Origin of the sequence: Vibrio sp. 10N.222.48.A3, from assembly GCF_041475345.1 — a bacterium.
GTDB classification, from domain to species: Bacteria; Pseudomonadota; Gammaproteobacteria; order Enterobacterales; family Vibrionaceae; genus Vibrio; species Vibrio tasmaniensis_A.
Genome location: NZ_JBFRVX010001163.1, coordinates 1 through 446 on the forward strand (window position 1 = coordinate 1; position 446 = coordinate 446).

The 446-nt window shown below is 47.8% G+C and carries 1 protein-coding gene; it reads left to right on the top strand.

All coding sequences use genetic code 11. The features are described from left to right. A partial coding sequence (locus AB4653_RS24665) for an inositol monophosphatase family protein (RefSeq protein WP_372105548.1) occupies positions 1–380 on the top strand: 380 nt, incomplete at its 5' end. Positions 381–446 lie beyond the last annotated feature (66 nt).

The following is a 446-nucleotide window of genomic DNA, read 5'->3' on the forward strand; positions in this document are numbered from 1 at the left end:
GCGTTAAAATCAAAACGCACCGTCACGAGCTACCAAACCAATCGATCGCGATGGCAATCAGCCGTCGCCAAGACATCAATCGAATCACTAACCGTATGAGCTCTGCTTGGAACTACGACTTAGTTCCTCTTGGCTCTGCTGCGCTTAAGGCATGTTTAGTCGCAGAAGGTGCTGTGGACTGTTATCTACGTATTGGACCAACCGGAGAGTGGGATACCGCAGCAACCCAGTGCATTGTTGAAGAAGCTGGCGGACGAATCTTAAGTACCCAGTTAGAGCCGCTTTCGTACAATGAAAGAGAGACGCTTGAGAACCCGAACTTCATTGTGCTTGGTGATGCTGACTTACCGTGGGCAGAAATCTTACAAGGTAAAGACTAGGCTTACTTGCTCTCTTTAACCGTCAGATATCCTCTAGATTCTCAGAAAAAATAAAACGGGCACCTC